The sequence below is a fragment of the Asanoa iriomotensis genome (assembly GCF_016862515.1).
Lineage (GTDB): Bacteria > Actinomycetota > Actinomycetes > Mycobacteriales > Micromonosporaceae > Asanoa > Asanoa iriomotensis.
Genome location: NZ_BONC01000001.1, coordinates 130,379 through 151,597, shown reverse-complemented (window position 1 = coordinate 151,597; position 21,219 = coordinate 130,379). Strand labels below are relative to the sequence as shown.

At 71.5% G+C, this 21,219-nt stretch carries 18 protein-coding genes; 10 read left to right on the top strand and 8 right to left on the bottom strand.

The window, feature by feature from the left end:
* A complete protein-coding gene (locus tag Air01nite_RS00680; protein WP_203699766.1) occupies window positions 1-1,347 on the bottom strand; it encodes a diacylglycerol/lipid kinase family protein in 1,347 nt (448 codons plus the stop codon).
* 18 nt (window positions 1,348-1,365) lie between these two features.
* Entirely contained in the window at window positions 1,366-2,907 is a 1,542-nt protein-coding gene (locus Air01nite_RS00675; RefSeq protein ID WP_203699765.1) for an alpha/beta hydrolase domain-containing protein, read from the bottom strand.
* Between the two features lie 665 nt (window positions 2,908-3,572).
* Here Air01nite_RS00675 and chvE point away from each other — a divergent pair.
* From chvE to araA, 7 genes are all read left to right on the top strand, one after another.
* Window positions 3,573-4,703: a multiple monosaccharide ABC transporter substrate-binding protein gene (chvE, locus tag Air01nite_RS00670; protein ID WP_239090402.1), complete on the top strand. Its 1,131-nt coding sequence runs from the start codon at window positions 3,573-3,575 to the stop codon at window positions 4,701-4,703.
* Window positions 4,704-4,775: 72 nt separating this feature from the next.
* Window positions 4,776-6,314 (top strand): multiple monosaccharide ABC transporter ATP-binding protein, encoded by a 1,539-nt coding sequence (gene mmsA, locus Air01nite_RS00665; RefSeq protein WP_203699764.1) that lies wholly within the window; start codon window positions 4,776-4,778, stop codon window positions 6,312-6,314.
* A complete protein-coding gene (gene mmsB, locus Air01nite_RS00660; protein WP_203699763.1) occupies window positions 6,311-7,552 on the top strand; it encodes a multiple monosaccharide ABC transporter permease in 1,242 nt (413 codons plus the stop codon). Before mmsA ends, mmsB begins: the two co-directional genes overlap by 4 nt.
* 23 nt (window positions 7,553-7,575) lie before the next feature.
* Window positions 7,576-8,634, top strand: a complete 1,059-nt coding sequence (locus Air01nite_RS00655) for a LacI family DNA-binding transcriptional regulator (RefSeq protein WP_239090401.1) — start codon at window positions 7,576-7,578, stop codon at window positions 8,632-8,634.
* 2 nt (window positions 8,635-8,636) lie between these two features.
* Entirely contained in the window at window positions 8,637-10,316 is a 1,680-nt protein-coding gene (gene araB, locus Air01nite_RS00650; RefSeq protein ID WP_203699762.1) for a ribulokinase, read from the top strand.
* Window positions 10,313-10,993: an L-ribulose-5-phosphate 4-epimerase gene (locus tag Air01nite_RS00645; RefSeq protein WP_239090400.1), complete on the top strand. Its 681-nt coding sequence runs from the start codon at window positions 10,313-10,315 to the stop codon at window positions 10,991-10,993. Before araB ends, Air01nite_RS00645 begins: the two co-directional genes overlap by 4 nt.
* An 11-nt stretch (window positions 10,994-11,004) precedes the next feature.
* On the top strand, window positions 11,005-12,498 hold the full coding sequence (araA, locus tag Air01nite_RS00640; protein WP_203699761.1) for an L-arabinose isomerase: 1,494 nt from the start codon (window positions 11,005-11,007) through the stop codon (window positions 12,496-12,498).
* A 43-nt stretch (window positions 12,499-12,541) separates the two neighbouring features.
* Here the strand turns inward: araA and Air01nite_RS00635 are convergent, their stop codons facing one another.
* On the bottom strand, window positions 12,542-13,285 hold the full coding sequence (locus tag Air01nite_RS00635) for a DUF2470 domain-containing protein (protein ID WP_203699760.1): 744 nt from the start codon (window positions 13,283-13,285) through the stop codon (window positions 12,542-12,544).
* An 80-nt stretch (window positions 13,286-13,365) separates the two neighbouring features.
* A complete protein-coding gene (locus tag Air01nite_RS00630; RefSeq protein WP_203699759.1) occupies window positions 13,366-13,662 on the bottom strand; it encodes a DUF1540 domain-containing protein in 297 nt (98 codons plus the stop codon).
* A gap of 285 nt (window positions 13,663-13,947) precedes the next feature.
* Here Air01nite_RS00630 and Air01nite_RS00625 point away from each other — a divergent pair, with 285 nt between their 5' ends.
* The 3 genes from Air01nite_RS00625 (at window position 13,948) to Air01nite_RS00615 (ending at window position 16,728) form a co-directional block, all read left to right on the top strand.
* On the top strand, window positions 13,948-14,331 hold the full coding sequence (locus Air01nite_RS00625) for a MerR family transcriptional regulator (protein WP_203699758.1): 384 nt from the start codon (window positions 13,948-13,950) through the stop codon (window positions 14,329-14,331).
* On the top strand, window positions 14,310-14,642 hold the full coding sequence (gene trxA / locus Air01nite_RS00620) for a thioredoxin (RefSeq protein ID WP_203699757.1): 333 nt from the start codon (window positions 14,310-14,312) through the stop codon (window positions 14,640-14,642). The genes Air01nite_RS00625 and trxA overlap by 22 nt, the downstream gene beginning before the upstream one ends.
* 130 nt (window positions 14,643-14,772) lie before the next feature.
* Entirely contained in the window at window positions 14,773-16,728 is a 1,956-nt protein-coding gene (locus Air01nite_RS00615) for an elongation factor G (RefSeq protein WP_203699756.1), read from the top strand.
* Here the strand turns inward: Air01nite_RS00615 and Air01nite_RS00610 are convergent.
* The 4 genes from Air01nite_RS00610 to Air01nite_RS00595 form a co-directional block, all read right to left on the bottom strand.
* Window positions 16,725-17,255, bottom strand: coding sequence for a DUF302 domain-containing protein (locus Air01nite_RS00610; protein WP_203699755.1), 531 nt, complete (start codon window positions 17,253-17,255; stop codon window positions 16,725-16,727). The genes Air01nite_RS00615 and Air01nite_RS00610 overlap by 4 nt on opposite strands.
* 63 nt (window positions 17,256-17,318) lie before the next feature.
* Entirely contained in the window at window positions 17,319-18,773 is a 1,455-nt protein-coding gene (gene gnd, locus Air01nite_RS00605; RefSeq protein ID WP_203699754.1) for an NADP-dependent phosphogluconate dehydrogenase, read from the bottom strand.
* A gap of 120 nt (window positions 18,774-18,893) precedes the next feature.
* A complete protein-coding gene (malQ, locus tag Air01nite_RS00600; protein WP_203699753.1) occupies window positions 18,894-20,777 on the bottom strand; it encodes a 4-alpha-glucanotransferase in 1,884 nt (627 codons plus the stop codon).
* A complete protein-coding gene (locus tag Air01nite_RS00595; protein ID WP_203699752.1) occupies window positions 20,777-21,127 on the bottom strand; it encodes a hypothetical protein in 351 nt (116 codons plus the stop codon). The genes malQ and Air01nite_RS00595 overlap by 1 nt, the downstream gene beginning before the upstream one ends.
* Window positions 21,128-21,219 lie beyond the last annotated feature (92 nt).

The following is a 21,219-nucleotide window of genomic DNA, read 5'->3' as shown; positions in this document are numbered from 1 at the left end:
TCAGTCGCGGCGCAAGGGGTGGGGGACCGACAGGGCCACCCTGCCCAGGTGGGCCCAGTCGAGGGCCGCTCGGGCCGCGCGGACCCCGGGGCGGTGGCGGGGGACCCGGACCCGGAGGGCGGCCGGGCGGATGCGGGCGACCAGTGGCGTCGGCAGCAGCAGCGCCTCGCCGTCGACGCCGACGGGCACCGGGCGGCCGCCGGACTCGATGGTTGCCTCCCGGGCCGCGAGAACGGTCACCGACGTGGACCGGCGGCCGCGGACCAGCCGCAGCGCGTCCGCGGTCGAGTCGACCGTCAGGGCGATCACGCCCAGCCGGCCACGGTCGAGGCGCGGGCGTTGGCCCAGGCCCGCGACGTCGTCCACCGTGTAGGGGTTGTTGCTCACCAGGATCGCCTGCGGCGCCGCGCGGACCGTGTCGCCCACCCGCAGGGACAACGGCGGGCCGGTCTGCTGCGCCAGCAGGTCCGGCAGCATCGACAGGGCGGTGCGCGCCTTGTCGGCCCGGTAGGCGTCGCTCTGCACGATGGCCGCGTACACGCCGAACGAGGCGTTGTTGACGAACGTGCGGTCGCCCAGCTCGCCCAGGTCCACCCGGACCTCGACCCCGTCGGTCAGGGCGTCCAGGCAGGCGGCCGGGTTGTCGCGGTCGAGGCCGAGGTCGAGCGCGAAGTGGTTGCGGGTGCCCGCCGAGATGACCAGGAACGGGATGTCGTGCCGTGCCGCGATGCCCGCGACGAGGGCCTGGGTGCCGTCGCCGCCGGCCACGCCCAGCAGGTCGGCGCCGCGGCGGACCGCGTCCTCGGCGACGGCCGCGACGTCCGTCGTGCCCGTGGTGTCCAGGAGGAAGACCTCCGCGCCCAGCGCGCGCGCCCGGGACGCCAGGTCGAAGCGGGCCACCTTGCCGCCGCCCGAGCGCGGGTTCATGATCAGGAATGGCCGGCTCGGTGGCGGGGTGAACGTCTCGTGGGGCGAGTGGACCGCCTGGGTCAGTGCGCGCCGGCCGAGCCCGGCGGCCAGCACGATCAGGCCCGCCGAGACCGCGGCCACCCAGACCAGGTGGTGGAGCGCGAAGACCACCAGCACCGTGATCGGCGCGGCCACCAGCAGCAGCGCGGCCAGCCAGCGCAGCACGCCCGCGTGCGCGAGGAACCACCAGGCCGCGGCGATCGTGGCGACCAGGCAGCCCGCCGCGATCGCCAGCATCGAGACGCTGCCGACGATGCCCCCGACCAGGACCGGCAGCACGAACGCGGCGAACACCGCCAGGAAGGCCGCGCGGGCCAGCCAGCGGTCGAGCAGCGACGGCCCCGAGCTGGCACCCGGGGCCGCCGACTCAGTCACCATATTGTTGGATTTTACGCCTTATGTCAGTGCGAGGACCCCGCTCAGCGCCGATGTCGCCCGCAGCACCCCGGCCCGCGCACCGGAGTCGGACACCCGCAGGGTGGCATGCAGCGAGACCTGCAGGAGCTGCGCGATGGCCGCGAAGTCCCGTCCCGCCACACCGTGCTGCTCGGCCCGCGCGAGCCGAGCGGTCAGGTCGTCGGCGACCTGCTGGTCGATGCGGTCCGCCGCCGCGTACTCCTCGATGAGGTAGCGGATGTCGGAGTACCAGGCGGGATCCCGGCTCACCGTGCGCGGCACGAACCCGGCGCGCACGGCCGCCGCGGTCGCGGCCACCGAGGGCTCCACATAGGACCAGATGGTCGGGTAGAGCACCGAGAGTTGCGCGTCGGTCAGCGGCAGCGAGCTGCCGTCGAGGAAGCAGAAGCCGGGCCCGGTGTTGCTGCCGCTGTTGACCCGCACCGGCACCTCGTGCTGCGCCAGCCGGATGCCGCCGAGCGAGAGCCCCAGCTCGTCCCGGGCGACCGCGGTGCCCGACATGGTGATCTTCGGAGCCGAGGGCGGCGGCGTGCCCCGCGACACCCACGCCACCGTGTGGTCGTACACCGCGTTCTGCACCATGTGCTGCGGCACCCGCGACAGCGACGGCAGCGCACAGGTCTGCGGCTCGCCCGGGTACCCGCCGGGATAGGTGCCGATGTCCCGCTTCCGCAGCGGCCCGTAGTCCGTGATCAGCTTCCAGTCGCCGTGCGACGCGCCGGCCACCTCCCACGCCCGCAGCACCGGCGAGTCGGCCTGGGCGCGCGCCGCGGCCGAGAGGATCCCGCTCGCCACGTCGCCCTCGGAGTTGATCCGGAACACCTTGGTCGCGAGGTCGGTCCGCAGCACACCGCCGCCGCCGTGCAGCACGACCGCGTCGACGACGCCGGCCAGCGGCTGGACGCCGTTGTAGTAGTTGGCCAGCCGCCCGGCCGACTGCGAGTGACCGGTGGCGATCACCATCGACGGCGCGGGCAGCGTGCCGAGCGGGTCGACGGCCGCGGGCGCGCGCACAGCCTGGACGGCCTGGCTGAAGATGTCGTACGACAGGGAGTCGTCGTTGATCGTGCCGCCGGCGGTGACGTCGAGCGCGCCGTACCGCTGCGGGCTCCACGCCTTGAGCCCCGTCGCGGAGTGCACGCCGGCCCGCTGCGCGGAGACACCCACCCACGCGTAGCCCGCGCGCAGGAAGTGCTCGTGCGACTGGAACCAGTCGACCTCCTGGTCCCACTGGTTGCTGACGTTGTACCACTCGGCGACCACGACGCCGTTGAACGCCTTGGCCGCGACGGGGCGACGGACCACGATCCTCGTCGTGTACGGGTGCCCGGTGCTCACCGCGGTCGCCGTGGCGGTGCCGCTCGTGGCGTAGCGGGTGGCCGAGCCACTGATCAGGAACTCCTCCTCGACGTAGCCGGCCGCGGCCAGATCGACGTCGGTGGCGAGGAAGGGATAGCCGTGGCCGGGGTCGCCGACGGGAGTGGTGGCCGCGACCGGCCCCGAGACGACGGGGTCGGCCACGACAGCGGCGGAAGCGGGTGCGGGAGCCGCCACGACAAATCCGGCAATCAACGCAAGAACTGCGAGGGAATGGGTTCGCATACCAGAAGATAGGCGTGACTATTCAGAACTTTCAATCGTCCAGAGAGAAGTTCTATCGGTTTCGACAAATGTTCCGGACTGTATCGAGGCCGCTGTGGTGGGTGGGTGGATGACGCAGCGTGATGCGATGGTCGTCCGCCGCGGGCGGCCCTCGGGAGGGCAGAAGGTGGAGGACCAGGGTGCCGGTAAAGACCGTGGTCGCGTTGCCAATTCGGAAATGTCCGTCCGCATCGGGCGGGCCTGCCTCTCGCCGGGCGCCGGCCCGCCCGAATGTGGCTGATTCGCCCGTGTCACCATGGCGGCGCGCCGCGATCGCTCCTACCGCGCCGGCGGCGACGAACCGGCGTACCAACGCATCGAGCATGGTGTCACTCTAGGTGTTCGCCGGGTGTTCGAGCTGTTAGCGCTCACACCATTTGCGACACTCGCCCGTCAGCGCGGGCCTTCAACCGTCGCCTTGTTACGAGACCGTGACCGCTGGATTTCCCCACGAAGGCTTGACGCTCCAGTTGTTAGCGCTAACACTGGCCGACGTTGTAATCCGCGGAACGTTGATGGCACCAACCCCGGAGGGGGGACAGCTTGTGAACAGACGAATTCTGGCCGCTCTGGGCGCCGCGGCTCTGGCGCTGAGCATGGCGGCCTGCAGCGGTGAGGGCGCCGGCAGCGGCACCGACACCGCCGCGCAGGCACCGTCCGAGCTGAAGATCGGCGTCTCGATGCCGACCCAGACCTCGGAGCGCTGGATCGCCGACGGCAACTCCGTCAAGGAGAAGCTGGAGGCCAAGGGCTACAAGGTCGACCTGCAGTACGCCAACGACGACATCCCGACCCAGTCGCAACAGGTCGACCAGATGATCACGCAGGGCGCCAACGTTCTGATCATCGCGGCCATCGACGGCACCGCGCTGTCCAGCCAGCTCCAGGCCGCCGCCGACAAGAAGATCCCGGTCATCTCCTACGACCGGCTGATCCGCGACAGCAAGAACGTCGACTTCTACGTCAGCTTCGACAACTACAAGGTCGGCGTCGCGCAGGCGACGGCGCTGCTGGTGGGTCTCGGCGTCCTCAACAAGGACGGTTCGCCGGGCACGGCCAAGGGGCCGTTCAACATCGAGCTGTTCGCCGGTTCGCTCGACGACAACAACGCGCACTTCTTCTTCGACGGCGCGATGGACACCCTCAAGCCGCAGATCGACAACGGCACGCTCGTCGTGAAGTCGAAGCAGACCGCCATCGAGCAGGCGGCGACCCTGCGCTGGCAGCAGGAGACCGCCCAGAAGCGGATGGAAGACCTGCTGACCTCCAGCTACAACGACGGCGCCAAGGTGGCCGGCGTGCTCTCGCCCTACGACGGCCTCTCCCGCGGCATCATCACCGCGCTGCAGAACGCCGGCTACAGCGGCAAGATGCCCGTGGTGACGGGTCAGGACGCCGAGATCGCCTCCGTCAAGCTGATCAACGACGGCGTGCAGAGCTCGACCATCTTCAAGGACACCCGGCTGCTGGCCGACCAGGCCGTCAAGGCCGCGGAGGCGTTCCTGAAGAAGCAGACGCCGGAGGCCAACGACACCAAGACGTACGACAACGGTGTCAAGGTCGTCCCGTCGTACCTTCTGCCGGTCGAGACCGTCTACAAGGACGACATCCAGAAGTCGCTGATCGATTCAGGCTACTGGACGGCCGACGAGGTCAAGGCCGGCCAGGCCAAGTGACCGACCGGCAGGCCCGGTGACCCGCGACGGGTCACCGGGCCTGCCGCCCGCACGCACGCAGAAGGAGGACGGATGGCCGACGTGCTGCTGGAGATGCGCGACATCACCAAGACCTTCCCCGGTGTGAAGGCGCTCGAGAACGTGTCGATCGCCGTCCGGCGCGGGGAGATCCACGCGATCTGCGGTGAGAACGGCGCGGGCAAGTCCACGCTGATGAAGGTGCTCTCCGGGGTCTACCCGACCGGCTCGTACACGGGCGAGATCGTGTTGGACGGGAAGCCGGTGCACTTCAACGGCATCCGCGACAGCGAGTCCCAGGGCATCGTCATCATCCACCAGGAGCTGGCGCTGGTGCCCTTCCTCTCGATCGCCGAGAACATCTTCCTCGGCAACGAGGTGCGCGGCGCCGGCGGCCTGATCGACTGGAACCGCACCAACGCCGAGGCGACCAAGCTGCTCGCCGAGGTCGGCCTCGCTGAGAACCCGACCTCCCCGGTGATCCAGCTCGGCATCGGCAAGCAGCAGCTCGTCGAGATCGCCAAGGCACTGTCCAAAGAGGTCAAGCTACTGATCCTGGACGAGCCGACGGCCGCGCTCAACGACGTCGACTCGGCGCACCTGCTCGACCTGCTCCGGCGCCTGCGCGACCGGGGCATCACCTGCATCATGATCTCGCACAAGCTCAACGAGATCACCGCGATCGCCGACTCGACCACGGTCATCCGCGACGGCCGCACGGTCGAGACGCTCGACATGAGCGCGGCGGACTCGACGCAGGCCCGGATCATCCGCGGCATGGTCGGCCGCGACATCGACAGCTTCTACCCGGACCGCGAGTCCGCGCCCGGCGAGGAAGTCTTCCGGATCGAGGACTGGACCGCCTGGCACCCGACCCAGGACCGCAAGGTCGTCGACGGTGCCAGCCTCAACGTGCGCGCGGGCGAGGTGGTCGGCATCGCCGGCCTGATGGGCGCCGGCCGCACCGAGCTCGCGATGAGCGTGTTCGGCCGCTCCTACGGTCGCGACATCTCCGGCAGGATCTTCATGCACGGCAAGGAGGTACGCGCCCGCACGGTCGCCGAAGCGATCAACAACGGCATCGCGTACGCCACCGAGGACCGCAAGCGCTACGGCCTCAACCTGATCGCCGACGTCTGCCGCAACATCTCCTCGGCCGCCCTGCGCAAGCTGTCCCGGGGCGGCTGGGTCAACGGCAACGAGGAGATCAAGGTCGCGGAGCAGAGCCGGCGCGACATGAACATCAAGACCTCGACCGTGATGGCCACCGTCGGCACGCTCTCCGGCGGCAACCAGCAGAAGGTCGTGCTGTCGAAGTGGCTGTTCACCGACCCCGACGTGCTGATCCTCGACGAGCCGACGCGCGGCATCGACGTCGGCGCCAAGTACGAGATCTACACGATCATCAACAAGCTCGTCGCGCAGGGCAAGGCGGTCATCGTCATCTCGTCGGAGCTGCCCGAGCTGCTCGGCATGTGCGACCGCGTCTACACCCTCTCGGCCGGCCGCATCACCGGTGAAGTCCCGGTGCGCGAGGCCACACAGGAGAACCTCATGGCGCTCATGACCAAGGAGAAGGAGCTCGCCGGATGACCAGCACCAAACCCCCGCAGACGCGGGAGTCCGGGGGCTCCCCGGCCGCTGCGTTGACCACGGGCACCAGCGACCCGCGTACGCTGATCATGCGCAACCTGCGACAGAGCGGCATCTACGTCGCGTTCGTCGTTATCGTGGCGCTGTTCGCGATCCTCACCGACGGCGTCTCGCTGAGCCCGGGCAACATCACGAACATCGTGCTGCAGTACTCGTACATCCTGGTCCTTGCGATCGGCATGGTCATCCTGATCATCGGTGGCCACATCGACCTGTCCGTCGGCTCGGTGGTGGCGCTGACCGGCGCGGTCTCCGCGGTGCTGGTGATCCAGCAGGGCCTGCCCTGGTGGGTCGGCGTGGTCGCGGCGATCGCGGTGGGCCTCGCGGTCGGTGCCTGGCACGGCTTCTGGGTCGCGTACATCGGCATGCCCGCGTTCATCGTGACGCTGGCCGGCATGCTGCTCTTCCGCGGCCTGACGCTGCAGGTGCTCGACAACATCTCGCTCTCGCCGTTCCCGGCCGAATACCAGAAGGTCGCCAACGGGTTCCTCAACGGCCTGCTCGGCGGGCAGGGCTACGACGCCTTCACGCTGATCATCGGCGCGGTCGCGGTGGCCGGCATCGCGGTCAGCGGCTACCGCACCCGGGCCGCCCGGATCGGCTACCAGCAGTCGGTCGAGTCGTTCCCGCTGTTCGTGCTGCGGATCCTGCTGATCGGCGCGGTGATCATGTACTTCGCCTGGCAGCTCGCGCACGCCCGCGGCCTGCCGATCGTGCTGATCATCCTGGCCATCCTGGTCATCGTGTACGGGCTGGTCACCCGCCGGACAGTGTTCGGCCGCCAGGTCTACGCGATCGGCGGCAACCTCAGCGCCGCCCAGCTCTCCGGCGTCAAGGTCAAGTCGGTCAACTTCTGGATGTTCGTCAACATGGGCTTCCTGGCCGGTGTCGCGGGCGTCATCTACTCGTCGCGGTCCAACGGCGCGCAACCGGCGGCCGGCAACATGTTCGAGCTCGACGCGATCGCGGCGGCCTTCATCGGCGGCGCGGCCGTCGCGGGCGGCGTCGGCACCGTGGTCGGCGCGATGGTCGGTGGCCTGATCATGGCCGTGATGAGCAACGGCATGCAGCTCATGGGCATCGACCAGTCCGTGCAGTCGGTGATCAAGGGCCTCGTGCTGCTGTTCGCCGTCGCGTTCGACATCTACAACAAGCGCCGCGTCGGCGCCAACCGCTGACGCGGCGCCCCGGAACAGGAACCATGGACACACCCTCCGCGGACGCCGCGCCGGCCCGGCCGCTGGCCATGTCGGACGTCGCCGCCCGCGCCGGCGTGTCACACCAGACCGTGTCGCGGGTGATCAACCGCCATCCGAACGTGGCGGTGGCCACCCGGGCACGGGTCCTGGCGGCGATCGAGGAGCTCGGCTACCGCCCCAACGGCGCGGCCCGGGCCCTGGCCACCGGGTCGACCCGGACGATCGGCCTGGTCACCGCCAACAGCAGCCAGTACGGGCCGGCGCAGACCATGCTCGGGCTCGAGCGCGCGGCCCGGGAGGCCGGCTACTTCCTGACCGTGTCGGTGCTCGACGACACCGGCGCGCGGACGATGACCGAGGCGATCGACCGGCTGGCCACCCAGTCGCTCGACGCGATCATCGCGCTGAGCACCTACGACGAGGCCGTGCGCGCGCTGCGCCAGGTGCAGACCCCGGTGCCGCTGATCAGGGTGCAGGCTGGGCCCGAGGGGCACGACCCGGCGGTCTGGGTCGACCAGGAGGCCGGCGCCGCGCTGGCCACCAGGCACCTGCTCGACCTCGGCCACCGCACCGTGCACCACGTGACCGGGCCGGCGGGCTCGATCGAGGCGGCGGCCCGGCTGCGGAGTTGGCGGGAGGTGCTGGAGTCGGTCGGCGCGCCGGTGCCGTCGGTGCTGCACGGCGACTGGTGGCCGGCCTCCGGGCATGCCGCCGGCCGGGAGCTGGTCGCCCGCCGGCGCGGCGGCGAGTCGGTGACCGCCGTGTTCGTCGCCAACGACCAGATGGCCTTCGGGCTGCTCAACGCGTTCCACGAGGCGGGGCTGCGGGTGCCGGACGACGTCAGCGTCGTCGGGTTCGACAACGTGCCCGAGGCGCCGTACTCGATCCCGCCGCTGACCACGGTCCGGCAGGACTTCGCGGAGCTCGGGCGGCGCGGGCTGCAGCTCGTGCTCGGGCTGCTGGCGGGACAGGAGGCGCGGCCGCGACCGGTCGCGCCGCAGTTGCTGGTGCGGGCCACGACCGCGCCACCGGCTCGCGGTCGGGGCCGCGGGGAAGGGTGAGCATGACGAACGCGTACGTCGTCGGGGTCGACTTCGGCACCTTGTCGGGCCGGGCGGTGGTCGTCCGGGTGTCCGACGGTGCGGAGCTGGCCAGCGCGGTGCACCCCTACGAGCACGCCGTGGTCGAGGACCGGCTGCCGGCCACCGGTGCGAAGCTGCCGCCGGACTGGGCGCTGCAGATGCCGTCGGACTGGGTCGAGGTGCTGCGCACGGCGGTGCCGGCGGCGGTGCGGGCCAGCGGGGTGGACCCGGCCGAGGTGATCGGCATCGGGACCGACTTCACCGCCTGCACGGTGCTGCCGACCACTGTGGACGGCACGCCGTTGTGTGCGCTGCCCTCGTTCCGGGACCGGCCGCACGCGTACCCGAAGCTCTGGAAGCATCATTCCGCGCAGCCGCACGCCGACCGGATCAACGCGCTGGCCGCCGCCCGTGGCGAGAAGTGGCTGGCGCGCTACGGCGGCAGGATCTCCAGCGAGTGGGAGTTCGCCAAGGCGCTGCAGGTGCTCGAGGACGATCCCGAGGTGTACGCCGCGACGGAGCGCTGGGTCGAGGCGGCCGACTGGATCGTCTGGCAGCTCTGCGGCCGCTACCTGCGCAACGCCTGCACTGCCGGCTACAAGGGGATCTACCAGGACGGTGCCTATCCGTCCCCGGCCTATCTCGCCGAGCTGAACCCCGGGTTCGCGTCGTTCGTGACCGACAAGCTGGAGCACGAGATCGGTCAGCTCGGCGCTCTGGCCGGTGGGCTGACGGCCGCGGCGTCCGAGTGGACCGGGCTGCCCGAGGGCATCGCGGTGTGTGTGGGCAATGTGGACGCTCACGTCACCGCGCCGGCCGCGCAGGCCACGCAGCCCGGTCAGATGCTGATGGTGATGGGCACCTCGACCTGTCACGTGATGAACAGCGACCGGCTGGGCGAGGTGCCCGGCATGTGCGGCGTCGTCGACGGCGGGATCGTGCCGGGCCTCTACGGCTACGAGGCGGGGCAGAGCGGGGTCGGCGACATCTTCGCGTGGCACGTCGACAACTTCGTGCCACCGTCCTATGTGTCTGCGGCGGCCGCCGAGGGCGTCGGGATCCACGACTACCTGACCTCGCTCGCCGCCGCCCAGGCGGTGGGGGAGCACGGGCTCGTCGCGCTCGACTGGCACGGCGGCAACCGGTCCGTGCTGGTCGACCACGAGCTGTCCGGTGTGCTGGTCGGCGCCACCCTGGCGACCCGGGCCGAGGACGTCTACCGCGCGCTGCTGGAGGCGACCGCGTTCGGCACCCGGACCATCGTCGAGGCGTTCGAGAGCAGCGGCGTCCCGGTCTCCGAGCTCGTCGTCGCCGGTGGGCTGCTGCGCAACGCGTTCCTGATGCAGCTCTACGCGGACGTCTGCCGGCGCCCGTTGTCGGTGATCGGGTCGGAGCAGGGTCCGGCGCTCGGCTCGGCCATCCACGCGGCGGTCGCGGCCGGCGCCTACCCCGACGTGCACGCCGCGGCGGCCGCGATGGGCAAGGTCGAACGGGCCGTCTACGTGCCCGACGAGAAGCGTGCGACCGCCTACGACGCGCTGTACGAGGAGTACCGGCGGCTGCACGACCACTTCGGCCGGGGCGGCAACGACGTGCTGCACCGGCTGCGCGACATCCGCCGCACCGCGGTGGCCGGCTCGAAGTCGAAGGAGGACGCGTGACCGCACCGACGCGGACCGAGCGCGGGCTGCACCAGGAGCAGCGGGCGCAGGTCGCCGCCCTGCACGGCGAACTGGTCCGGTACGCCCTGGTCACCTGGACGGCCGGCAACGTCTCCGAGCGGGTGCCGGGCGAGGACCTGTTCGTGATCAAGGGCAGCGGCGTCTCGTACGACGGCCTCTCGTGGGAAGGCATCACCGTGTGCGACCTGGACGGCACCGTGGTCGACGGTGTGCGCCGGCCGTCCAGCGACACCGCCGCGCACGCGTACGTCTACCGGCACCTCCCGGCCGTCAACGGGGTGGTGCACACCCACAGCCCGTACGCGACCGCCTGGTCCGCCCGTGGCGAGGCGATCCCGTGCGTGCTGACCGCGATGGCCGACGAGTTCGGCGGCCCGATCCCGGTCGGCCCGTTCGCGCTCATCGGCGACGACTCGATCGGCCAGGGCATCGTCGCGACGCTCGCCGGCCAGCGCTCGCCGGCCGTGCTGATGCGCAACCACGGCGTGTTCACCATCGGCGACAGCGCCCGGTCGGCGGTCAAGGCGGCGGTGATGTGCGAGGACGTGGCCCGCACGGTGCACCTGGCCCGGCAGCTCGGCGAGCCGCTGCCGATCGCGCAGGCCGACATCGACTCGCTCTACGAGCGGTACCAGAACGTCTACGGGCAGCGGTGAAAGGACAGATCGTGATCGACGACCCCTATGCCGGCAGGGAAGTGTGGTTCCTGACGGGCAGCCAGGGCCTGTACGGCGAGGACACCCTCGCCCAGGTGGCCTCCCAGTCCCAGCGGGTGGCGGCCGCGCTGGACCTTCCCGTCCGCGTCGTCTGGCAGCCGGTGCTGACCAGCTCCGACGCGATCCGCACCGTGATCGGGCAGGCCAACGAGACCCCGTCGTGCGTCGGCGTGATCACCTGGATGCACACGTTCTCGCCGGCCAAGATGTGGATCGCCGGTCTCGACGCGCTGCGCAAGCCGCTGCTGCACCTGCACACCCAAGCCGACGCCGCCCTGCCGTGGGCGACGATCGACATGGACTTCATGAACCTCAACCAGGCGGCGCACGGCGACCGGGAGTTCGGCTTCACGCTGACCCGGCTGCGGGTGCCGCGCACCACGGTGGCCGGGCACGTCAGCGACCCGGCGGTCGCCTCCCGGATCGGCGCGTGGGCGCGCGCGGCGACGGGCGTGGCCGAGGCGCGCTCGCTGAAGCTGACCCGGTTCGGCGACAACATGCGCGACGTCGCGGTCACCGAGGGCGACAAGGTCGAGGCCCAGCTGCGGGTCGGCGTGTCGGTGTCGACGTGGGGCGTCAACGACCTGGTCGCCGCGGTCGACGCGGTGCCCGACAAGGCGGTGGACGCGCTGGTCGCCGAGTACCTCGACGTGTTCGAGATCGCGGAGGACCTGCGGCCGGGCGGCGACCGGCACGAGAGCGTCCGCTACCAGGCGCGGATCGAGGCCGGCCTGCGGTCGTTCCTCGGCCCGGCGCGGGCGTTCACCACGAACTTCGAGGACCTGGGCGGGCTGCGGCAACTTCCGGGCCTGGCGGTGCAGCGCCTGATGGCCGACGGCTACGGCTTCGGCGGCGAGGGCGACTGGAAGACCTCGGCGCTGCTGCGGATCCTCAAGGTGGTCGGCCACGGCCGCCCCGGCGGCACGTCCTTCATGGAGGACTACACCTACCACCTGGGCCCCGGCACCCCGAAGATCCTCGGCGCGCACATGCTGGAGGTCTGCCCGACGATCGCCGGCGAACGCCCGCGCATCGAGGTGCACCCGCTGGGCATCGGCGGCCGGGAAGACCCGGCCCGCCTGGTCTTCACCGCGGCCACGGGCCCGGGCGTGGTGGTCGGCTGGGCCGACCTGGGCGACCGGTTCCGCTGGGTGGCCAACGACGTCGACCTGGTGTCGCCCGACGAGCCGCTGCCGAACCTGCCGGTGGCCCGCGCGGTCTGGACACCCCGCCCGGACTTCTCGACGGCGACGGAGGGCTGGCTGACCGCGGGCGGCCCGCACCACACGGTCCTGTCGACGGCGGTGACGGCGGACGAGATCGCCATCATCGCCGACCACCTGGGCATCGAACTGGTCCACATCGACGCCGACACGACCCGCCGGGGCCTGACCAAGGAGCTGCGCTGGAGCGCCGCCTACCACCGCCTGGCCCAGGGCATCTGAAAGGCCACCGCGGCGGGGACGAGCCATGCGTCCCTGCCGCGGGTCAGCGGCGGCCGGGTTGGTCCGCCCGGAGCAGGGCCAGCTCGCGGGCCAGGTCGGCCTCGCCGGTGACCCGCGACCCGAACCGCACGCGGACGTCGTGGTGTGCGTCGCGGGTCTCGGACCGCATCGTCAGCCCGTCGGCGTCGATCGCGACCGGGACGAGGCGGGCGCCGGCCGTCGACGGGAGCCGGGTCAGGTGCGCGATGCCCGGGCCGTCGTGCCGGACGAGGTGGTGCAACGTGGTCGCCTCGACCGCCGCGACGGGGTCGGGCCGGGCGGCACGGTAGTCGGCGATCGCCACGTCCGCGGCGGTCGAGTGCCGCGCGATGTGCACGGCGACCGGCTCGACGGTCCACAGGGCCGCCGGCGGCAGGTCGAGGAGCGCCTGCACGGTGTCGGCGTCACATTCGTCCAGAGTCGCCGGGTCCAGCGGGCGCACGGTGCCCGTAACGGTGACCCGGGCGCGTACGCGGCAGCGCACCCGCACCGGCACCACCGAGGTCACCTCGAGCCGCACACCGCCGTGCCGGCCGCGAGCCCCCACGAGGCCGCCGCCGGCCGGGGTCATGGCGTCGACCGCGAGCGCCACCGAGCCGTCGGGCAGGACGGTGTGCGCGGCGACGAGGTCAGCGGTCGCATTGCCCGCGGTCAGCCGCAACGAGCCGGACACCGCCAGGACGGAGCGCGCCGCCACCGCGTCGCTGATGGGGACGCCGTCCGACATCCGGCTGGCGTCCGACGCCATGCGGCCTCCTTCGGCGGGAACCGGTGCAGGCGTCCAGGGTAGCCTTACCTAATTCCCGCCGTGAAGGGGCCGTTGCCTGGTCAGGCGGCCTGGTAGGTCAGGCAGTCGCTGACGGTGGCGCCGGGGCCGATCCGCACGGACTCCGCCTTGCACGCCAGGTTGGTGTTGTGGACGCATTCCGTGCGCGCGCAGGCACCCACGCTGCCGGTGACGTCGGCGATGCCGCCGCGCACCGACGACTCGACGAAGGTCGCGCACGACGCGGCGTCGCCGGTCGACGCGATGGTCACCGCGGGCGCGTGACAGCCGCCGTCGTTGAAGCTGCACGCGGTGGCCGCGCATTCACCAACGGCCGGCATCTGCAGGAGAGTTTTCATGATGTCCTCTGCTTCCTCAATGGGCCGCAAGATGTTCCGTCGAGCCTAACAACAAATAACCTCCAGCACTCGGGCGCAACGATTTGAGTCGTGCGTTGCTAATGATGTTTAAGCAGGTCAGAGGCTCTCTTTAAAGGCGATGGCGAGATCGGAAACGGCGTTACCGACGCAGGCTCGAAAGGTAAGCCTAGGCTAATTCAGGAAAGGCAACGCTCAGCGATTCCCGGGGCCGGCGTGACCGTCGTCCTTGCCTTGACGTCGGTGGCAAGGTCTAGCGTCGGTTCCATGCTGATCGGGGAGTTGGCCGAGGCGGCCGGCACGAGTGCCCGGGCGTTGCGGTACTACGAGACGCACGGGCTTCTGCGGGCCGGGCGGTCCGCCAACGGCTACCGGGTCTATGACGACGCGGAGTTGCGGGTCGTGCGGGAGATTCGGGCACTGCTCGCCGTCGGGTTCGGGCTCGACGACATACGCCCGTTCGTCGACTGTCTGCGGGCCGGGCATCCGTCCGGGGATGTCTGTCCCGACTCGGTCGCCGTGTTGCGTCGCAAGATCGCCGAGGTCGACGCCGGCATCGCGCGGATGCGGGACGTGCGGGAGACGCTCGTCGGTCAGCTCAACCTCGCCATCCAGAGCCGGGAGACCGCATGCTTCAGCAAGACCTGCTAGTCACCGTTACCGACGAGACGTTCGCCGCTGACGTGCTCGCGTCGCAGACGCCCGTCGTCGTCGACGTCTGGGCAGAGTGGTGCCCGCCCTGTCACGCGATCTCGCGCAGCTTGGCCGAGTTGGCCGAGGAGCTCGCCGGGAAGATGGTCGTGGCCACCCTCGACGCCGACGAGAACCCGGCTACCTGCCGGGCGTACCAGGTGCGGTCGTTGCCCACGCTGTTGATCTTCAAGGGTGGCGAGCTGGTCAGTGCCACCGTCGGCGCGCGGCCCAAGTCGGCATTGCGCGCCCTGCTCACCGCGCACCTGTAAATCGCTTGCCGGCCCGCGCCGCGGGCTGGTGAGGTGTAAGCCCAAAGACATCGAGAGGAGAACCAAGAGATGCGTGCAGCTCGCGTGTTCGTTCCGCTGGCCCATTCCGCCTTCGTGAAGGACATCGCGCTTGCGCACGCTCAATCTCGGGATTCTCGCTCATGTCGACGCCGGTAAGACCAGTCTGACCGAGCGGCTCCTCCATGCCGCCGGTGTGATCGACGAGGTCGGCAGCGTCGACGCGGGCAGCACCCGCACCGACACGCTCGCTCTCGAACGGCAGCGCGGCATCACCATCAAGTCCGCGGTGGTGTCGTTCGCGATCGGCGACGTCACCGTCAACCTGATCGACACGCCCGGCCACCCGGACTTCATCGCCGAGGTGGAGCGGGTCCTCGCCGTGCTCGACGGCGCCGTGCTCGTGGTCTCCGCCGTCGAGGGCGTGCAGCCGCAGACCCGGATCCTCACCCGGGCGCTGCGCCGGCTGGGCATCCCGCTGCTGGTCTTCCTCAACAAGGTCGACCGCGGCGGTGCCCGGCCGGCCGCGCTGCTCGCCGACCTCGCGCACAAGCTGGGCCTGACCCCGCAGCCGATGGGCACGGTCCACGCCGCCGGCACCCGCGACGCCACCTTCGCACCCGGGCACCCCGGGCTCGCGGACCTGCTGGCCGAGCGGTCCGACGCGGTGCTCACCGCGTTCGTCCGGGACGGCGGTGTCACCCGGGCACAGCTCCGCCGCGAGCTCGCGGTCCAGACCGCCAGGACCTGGGTCCATCCCGTGTACGCCGGCTCGGCGATCACCGGCACCGGCGTACCCGAGCTGATGGCCGGGATCCGTGACCTGCTGCCGGCCGCGGACGGCGACCCGGCGGCGCCACCGTCCGGCACCGTGTTCAAGGTCGACCGCGGCCCGGCCGGCGAGAAGCTCGCCTACGTGCGGATGTTCGCCGGCACCCTCGCCGTCCGCGACAAGGTGGCCGTGCCGGGTGGCGAAGCGCGGATCACCGGGATCAGCGTGCTCGACCGCGGCAACGCCCGGGTCGCCGCGACCGCGGTGTCCGCCGGCCGGATCGCCGTGCTCCGCGGGCTGGCCGACGTGCGGATCGGCGACCCGGTCGGCGCGCCCCGCCCCAGCGGCGCCGACCGGCACTTCGCGCCGCCCTCGCTGGAGACGGTCGTCGTCCCGGACCGCGCGGACCGGTCGGGTGCGCTGCACACCGCGCTGACCCAGCTCGCCGAGCAGGACCCGCTGATCGACCTGCGCCGCGACGACGTCCGCGACGAGACGTCGGTCTCGCTCTACGGCGAGGTGCAGAAAGAGGTCATCCAGGCGACCCTGGCCACGGAGTACGGGCTGGCCGTCACGTTCCGCGAGTCCACGACCATCTGCGTCGAGCGGGTGGCCGGCGCCGGCGCCGCGGTCGAGCGGATCGGCGAGGGGCCGTTCCTCGCCACCGTCGGCCTGCGCGTCGAGCCGGGGCCGCCCGGCTCCGGCAACGCGTTCCGGCTCGGCGTCGAGCTGGGTTCGATGCCGCCGGCGTTCTTCACCGCGGTGCAGGAGACCGTGCACGAGGTGCTGGGCGCGGGACCGCACGGCTGGCAGGTGGTCGACTGCGTGGTGACGATGACGCACTCGGGCTACTGGGCGCGGCAGAGCCACGCGCACGGGACGTTCGACAAGAGCATGTCGAGCACGGCCGGCGACTTCCGCAACCTCACCCCGCTGGTGCTGATGTCCGCACTCCAGCGGGCGGGCACGGTCGTCGAGGAGCCGGTGCACCGGTTCCGCCTGGAGCTGCCGACGGACCTGCTCGGCGCGGTGGTCCCGGTGCTCGGCAAGCTGGGCGGCCTGCCCACCGGCACCACGACCGACGGCAGGACCGCGGTGGTCGAGGGCGACGTCGCGGCGGCCCGGGTGCACGAGTGGGAGACCCGCCTGCCGTCCCTGACCCGGGGCGAGGGCGTGCTGGAGACCGCCTTCGACCACTACCGCCCGACACCGTGCCCGCGGCCGGAACGCCCGCGCACCGACCACAACCCGCTCGACCGCCGGGAGTACCTGCTACACGTCCAACGGCGTGTCTAAGGCCTGGTCAGTTCCGGCGGGATCGGCAGGTTGACCTTGCGTAGGACCGTGGCGATGGCCTCTTCGACCTGGGTGGCGTGTTCGACCAGGTCCTGGATCGCGTAGCCGCCGAAGAGGTCGCACGGCTTGTCGAAGGTCAGCGTCGAGTCGTCGCCCGGCTGTTCGGAGATGGTCAGGCGCACCGGCAGGTATTCGATCACCGCCGGGTCGTGCTTGTAGAGGCCCTCTTCGATCACCAGGTTGTCGGCCAGGTAGGTGACCGCCCGCAGTTCGTGGCCGGCGAGCCGCATCACCGGGCTCGGGTCGAACGTCGAGATGTTGACCAGGCCGTCGGCGGCGGTGCGGTTGGACAGGTTCTCCAGGGCCGGCCAGCCGCCGCCGCCCTTGGCCTCCGCCACCGCCGTGCCCCAGGACCACGCCGGCACGGCGCGCTCCCACTGCTTGCGGAACTGGTCGTACGGCCGCCCCGTGTGGATCACGAAGCGCCGGACCGGCCGGCTCAGCACCGCTACGCCTTGCTCACTCATGACCCTCGCCTCATTCCTGCCGCGACCCCGGATGAGTCCGGGGCCGCGGCCGGGCGGCCGCCGCTAGGCGTCGACCTCCCGCTTGTCCTCGGCCCACATCGTGTGGAAGGAGCCGTCGCGATCGACGCGGTTGTAGGTGTGCGCGCCGAAGTTGTCCCGCAGGCCCTGGATCAGCGCGGCGGGGAGCCGGGGGCGGCGCAGCGCGTCCACGTAGGCCAGCGACGAGGAGAAGACCGGGGTGGGCACGCCGCCGCGGATCGCGGTGACGAGCACCCGCCGCCAGCTTTCGAAGCCGTTCGCGACGGCCTCGGCGAAGTAGGGGGCGACGAGCAGGCTCTCGAGGTACGGGTTCTCGGCGTACACCTCGCGGATCCGGTCGAGGAACTTGGCCCGGATGATGCAGCCGCCCCGCCAGATCGTCGCCATGGCGCCCGGGTCGATGCCCCAGTCGTTGTCCTTGCTGCCGGCCCGGATGTGGTCGAAGCCCTGCGCGTACGCGACGATCTTCGACGCGTAGAGCGCGTTGCGCACGTCCTCGATGAACTGCTTGCGGTCCTCGACCAGGCCGGCGATGTCGGTGTCGGCGGCGCGGCCCGCATACGTCTCCTGAGCGGCCGCACGCTGGTTGACGTGGCCCGACAGCGACCGCGCGAACGTCGCCTCGGCGATGCCGGTGATCGGCACGCCCAGGTCGAGCGCGCTCTGCACGGTCCAGCGGCCGGTGCCCTTCTGCTCGGCGCGGTCCGCGACGACGTCGATGAACGGCTGGCCGGTCTTGCCGTCGGTGTGCGCGAGCACCTCGGCGGTGATCTGGATCAGGAACGAGTCGAGGTCGCCGCTGTTCCACTCGCGGAAGATGTAGGCGATCTCCGCCGGCGAAGCACCCAGACCCGCCCGGAGCAGGTCGTACGCCTCGGCGATGAGCTGCATGTCGGCGTACTCGATGCCGTTGTGCACCATCTTGACGAAGTGCCCGGCCGCGCCCGGACCCACGTGCACGCAGCACGGGGTGCCGTCGACCTGCGCCGCGATCTTCTCGAAGATCGGGCCCAGCTTGCGGTAGGACTCGGCCGAGCCGCCGGGCATGATGCTCGGCCCGAGCAGCGCGCCCTCCTCGCCGCCGGAGACGCCGGTGCCGACGAAGTGCAGGCCCTTGGCGGCGAGGTCGCGCTCGCGCCGGGCGGTGTCGACGAAGTGGGCGTTGCCGGCGTCGATGACGATGTCGTCCTTCTCGAGCAACGGCACGAGCTCGTCGATCACGGCGTCGGTCGCCTTGCCGGCCTTGACCATGATGATGACCGCGCGCGGCCGCCTCAGCGACGCGACGAAGTCGGCCATCGACTCGCTCGGGATGAAGTCGCCCTCGTCGCCGTGCTCCGCGACCAGGTGGTTGGTGCGCGCGACGGTGCGGTTGTGCAGCGCCACGCTGAACCCGTTGCGGGCCAGGTTGCGGGCGAGGTTGCGACCCATCACCGACAGGCCGGTCACGCCGATCTCGGCGCGAGCTTCCGTGCTCATCTACCCCTCCGTGCTCTTCTGTCACGCCGGACGCCGGCGCTCGTCGTCGCTGACCGGTGAGCCGCCGTCCGTGTTGACGCGGGTGCCCCATTCGGGCGGTGGTAAACCCTTTTTGCCCGGTTAATCCCGGTGCCGTGGCCGCGGCCGCGCGGCGGCCAACAGGCGCGCGACCTCGCGTACCCCCGGATGCTCCTGGATCTCCTCCCGAGACAGCGGCAGCGGCAGCCGCCAGTTGGGGTACTGGTCGGTCGTGCCCGGCAGGTTGGGCTGGCGGGTCTCGCCGAGGACATCGTAGAGCGAAGCGGTGATCAACCGGGCTGGGCTGGCCGCCAGCGCCGCGTGCAACGCTGTGACGATCGCATCATCGTCCACTTCGGACAACAGTCCGGCCTGCCGCAACATGGCGACCAGGGCTGCTTTGTCTGCCCGTGCCCGGGTGCGTTCGGCCTCTTCGGACGTCGCCAGCAGGCCCAGCCGCGCACGGACGTCCACGTGCTCCTCGGTCAGGAAGCCCTTGGCGGTCGGCAGGTCATGGGTGGAGACCGATGCGAGGGCGGTGCGCGGCCACTTCCGCGGCGCGACGAACTCGTCGCCGTCGCGGGTGAACCAGAGCACGGTCGAGCCGAGCATGTTGCGCCCGCGCAGGGCCCGCGTCACGGACGGCTGCACGGTGCCGAGGTCCTCGCCGATCACGACCGCGCCGGCCCGGTGGGCCTCGAGGGCGAGGATGCCGAACATCGCGTCGGCGTCGTAGCGGACGTAGGTGCCCTCGGCGGCGCCGGCGCCCGGCGGGATCCACCAGAGCCGGGACAGCCCGGCCACGTGGTCGACGCGGATGCCGCCGCCGTGCCGCAGCAGGGCGCGCAGCATGTCGCGGTAGGCGGCGTAGCCCGTCGCGGCCAGCCGGTCCGGTCGCCAGGCCGCCAGCCCCCAGTCCTGGCCGAGCTGGTTGAACGCGTCCGGCGGCGCGCCGACCCGGACGCCCTGTGCCAGGACGTCGCCGAGCTGCCAGCCGTCGGCGCCGCCCGGGTCGACGCCGACGGCCAGGTCGTGGACGATGCCCACCGGCATGTCGCGGGCCGCCTCCGCGGCGGCCGCGAGCTGCTGGTCGCAGAGGCGCTGGAGCCAGGCGTGGAAGTCGACGCGGGTCTGGTCCGCGGTCAGGCCGGCCGGCCACCGCCGCCAGTCGGTGCCGTGCTGCTCGGCGAGGGCGCAGTAGGTGGCGAACCGGGTCAGGTCCTGGCCCGCGGGCTCGCGCGCCGCCGACGGGAAGAGCAGCTCCAGGGCGCCGCGCTTGGCCTGCCAGACCGCGTCGTAGTCGATCAGCTCGGCCTGGTCGGGTCGCAGGGCGTCGACCTTGGCCCTGAGCGCGTCGTCGGCGCGCCGATATTCGGCGGTGTCGGCGACCCTGATGTAGAGGGGGTTGGCGAACCGGCGGGACGAGGGGGAGTAGGGCGATGCCTGCACGGGGTGGTTGGGCCCGATCGCGTGGAGGGGGTTGAGCAGCACGAGACCGGCACCGGTGCCGGCGGCCCAGCCGGCGAACTCGCGCAGGTCGCCGAGGTCGCCCATGCCCCAGGAGGCCCGGGAGCGCAGCGCGTAGAGCTGCACCATCCAGCCCCAGGCGGCCGGTGGCGGCGGCAGGCGGCGGGGAGCCACGACGAGGGTGACCGTCTCGTCCCCGACGGTCAGGCGGTGCCAGCCCAGCGGCAGGTCCTCGAGCGCGGCGACCGCGCGGGTCGAGCCGTCCTCGAGGGTGACGGTGCCGGCCAGGTCGCGGCGGTCGCCCTCGCGGAGGACGATCGTCGGCGGGAGCCGGTCGGCCGCCCGCTGCGCGTCGGCCAGCGCCGCCCGGATCGCCGCCGGGCCGGACGCGTCGACGTCGAGGAGCCCGAGCACGCGTACGACGATGTCCCGGTCGACCTGGGTCCGGCGACGGTCGGCCGCGTCGTAGGCGGTGACCACTCCGTGTGCGGCGGCGAGGCGGCGCAGGTCGCGTTCCATCAGCCGGTGACCTTGTCGAGGTACTGCAGCAGGTCGTGCGCGGCCAGCTCGACCTCCTTGTGCTTCCAGGAGGAGGCCCGGTAGACGACCGCGATGAGCCCGGCCCGGTGCAGCCGGCGCAGGTCGCCGTAGACGAACGCGTAGCGCGCCTTGGTCTCGTCGGCCGCGCCCTCGGTCAGGCCGAGATGCCACTGCGCGAGCTCGTCCCAGGTGTGCCGTTCGAGATAGCTGTTCTCGTCGTCGGCGCGCGGCTGCGCCACACCCCAGTCGCTGTTGAGCACGTACTGCTTCGCGTCGATCAACTGGCGCGCCTTGCGCACCGCGGCGGGATTGAGCGCGTACCTGGCCATGCGGCCATGTTCCCCGACGCGGCCCGTCCCATACCCGCACCCCGCGAGGGCGGGCATGTCGTGACTCGTCAAACACCACGGGGTGGTTTAAC

Coding starts and splice junctions, on each gene's coding strand:
- araB (WP_203699762.1), top strand. CDS start 8,637: ATGACGAACGCGTACGTCGTCGGGGTCGACTTCGGCACCTTGTCGGGC.
- trxA (WP_203699757.1), top strand. CDS start 14,310: ATGCTTCAGCAAGACCTGCTAGTCACCGTTACCGACGAGACGTTCGCC.
- Air01nite_RS00655 (WP_239090401.1), top strand. CDS start 7,576: ATGGACACACCCTCCGCGGACGCCGCGCCGGCCCGGCCGCTGGCCATG.
- mmsB (WP_203699763.1), top strand. CDS start 6,311: ATGACCAGCACCAAACCCCCGCAGACGCGGGAGTCCGGGGGCTCCCCG.
- Air01nite_RS00625 (WP_203699758.1), top strand. CDS start 13,948: ATGCTGATCGGGGAGTTGGCCGAGGCGGCCGGCACGAGTGCCCGGGCG.
- mmsA (WP_203699764.1), top strand. CDS start 4,776: ATGGCCGACGTGCTGCTGGAGATGCGCGACATCACCAAGACCTTCCCC.
- malQ (WP_203699753.1), bottom strand. CDS start 20,777: ATGGAACGCGACCTGCGCCGCCTCGCCGCCGCACACGGAGTGGTCACC.
- Air01nite_RS00635 (WP_203699760.1), bottom strand. CDS start 13,285: ATGGCGTCGGACGCCAGCCGGATGTCGGACGGCGTCCCCATCAGCGAC.
- Air01nite_RS00630 (WP_203699759.1), bottom strand. CDS start 13,662: ATGAAAACTCTCCTGCAGATGCCGGCCGTTGGTGAATGCGCGGCCACC.
- gnd (WP_203699754.1), bottom strand. CDS start 18,773: ATGAGCACGGAAGCTCGCGCCGAGATCGGCGTGACCGGCCTGTCGGTG.
- Air01nite_RS00595 (WP_203699752.1), bottom strand. CDS start 21,127: ATGGCCAGGTACGCGCTCAATCCCGCCGCGGTGCGCAAGGCGCGCCAG.
- Air01nite_RS00680 (WP_203699766.1), bottom strand. CDS start 1,347: ATGGTGACTGAGTCGGCGGCCCCGGGTGCCAGCTCGGGGCCGTCGCTG.
- Air01nite_RS00610 (WP_203699755.1), bottom strand. CDS start 17,255: ATGAGTGAGCAAGGCGTAGCGGTGCTGAGCCGGCCGGTCCGGCGCTTC.